This window comes from Pyramidobacter piscolens W5455, assembly GCF_000177335.1.
In the GTDB taxonomy this organism is placed as follows: domain Bacteria; phylum Synergistota; class Synergistia; order Synergistales; family Dethiosulfovibrionaceae; genus Pyramidobacter; species Pyramidobacter piscolens.
On sequence record NZ_ADFP01000037.1, the window covers coordinates 1 to 1442 of the forward strand.

At 64.5% G+C, this 1442-nt stretch carries 2 protein-coding genes; both read left to right on the forward strand.

Annotation, left to right across the window (positions count from 1 at the left end):
• A partial coding sequence (locus tag HMPREF7215_RS13775; protein WP_232205508.1) for a hypothetical protein occupies positions 1 to 203 on the forward strand: 203 nt, incomplete at its 5' end.
• Positions 204 to 309: 106 nt separating this feature from the next.
• Positions 310 to 1404, forward strand: a complete 1095-nt coding sequence (gene wecB, locus HMPREF7215_RS02510; protein WP_009164043.1) for a non-hydrolyzing UDP-N-acetylglucosamine 2-epimerase — start codon at positions 310 to 312, stop codon at positions 1402 to 1404.
• The last annotated feature ends 38 nt before the right edge of the window (positions 1405 to 1442 follow it).

Consider the following 1442-nt stretch of genomic DNA (forward strand, 5'->3'; position numbering starts at 1 on the left):
ACCTACCGTCCCCGGAACCCGGTACGGTCGGACGTAGTAGTATTTTTTTCGTGCTGGTCATACTCGTTTTCGTTAAAAAGACACAGTTTCTTCGCCCTTTTATAACGCCGAAGGCGCGTCGAAAACTGGATCAAATCGCGTGCTGCATGCTTTTTGCAGCACGGTCGCCGGCGGAGCGTTTTTCAATGATGCTTTTTTATTGAAAATCAGTATCAGTGGCATTTGAGGATGCCCCGTTGAGGGGATCAAACGGCCGAAATGCCTGCGGCATAAGGTATAATAAGCGCGGAGAAGGGGGAGTGTTCGCCCATGAAAAAACGGATCGTTCTCGCGTTCGGCACGCGGCCGGAGGCGATCAAGATGGCGCCGGTGTATCTGGCGCTGGCGCGAAGCGGCGCGCTGGAGCCGGTGATTTTGCTGACCGGGCAGCACAGGACGCAGCTTGAGCAGGCGCTTTCGATCTTCGGCGTGCCGCACGAGCGCAATCTGGACGTGATGACCGAGCGGCAGACTCTGCCGGAGCTGGCGGCGCGGATTTTGCCGCAGGCGGCGGCGGCGTTTCGCGAGCTGAAGGCCGATTACGTGCTGGTGCACGGCGACACGCTGACGACGTTCGTCTCGGCGTGGGCGGCGTTTCTGGAGCGTATCCCGGTCGGGCACGTGGAGGCGGGGCTGCGCAGCGGTTCGATGAGCGAGCCGTTCCCGGAGGAGGCTAACCGCGTGCTGACCGACGCGCTGTGCGACACGTTCTTCGCGCCGACGGAGGGGGCGCGCGCCAATCTGCTGAAAAGCGGCGCGGCGCCCGAGCGCGTTTTCGTGACGGGACAGACGGCGGTCGACGCGATCCTTTTTGCCTCGAAAAAAGGAGTTTTGCCCGACGGCGTGCCCGCGCGCGGGCCGGTCGTGACGGTGACGCTGCACCGGCGCGAGAACTGGCCCGTGCTGAACGAGCTGGCGCGGCGTCTGGCCGACGTGGCGCGCGCTCGCGCGGAGTGGACGTTCGTGTTCCCGGTCCATCTCAACCCCGCGGTGCGCGAGTCGGTCGTGCCGCCGCTGTCGGGCGTGCAAAACGTGAAGCTCGTCGAGCCGCTGGAATACGGCTGCATGGCGGCGCTGCTGGCGCGCAGCCGTTTGATCCTGACGGACTCGGGCGGTCTGCAGGAGGAAGGGGCGTCGCTGGGCGTGCCGGTAGCGGTGGTGCGCAACGTCACGGAGCGGCCGGAGGGCGTGGACGCGGGGATCGTGACGCTGCTCGGCAACGAGCCTGAAAGGGCGATGACGGATTTCGCGGCGCTGATGGACGACGAAATGCGCCTCGCCCGCATGGCTTCGGCGCAAAATCCTTACGGCGACGGACGCGCTTCGGAGCGGATCGCCGCGGCGCTGGAACGCCGGCTGGCCTGACTTGTCACACAAAAAAGCGCTTGGAGCCTGTGCTCCAA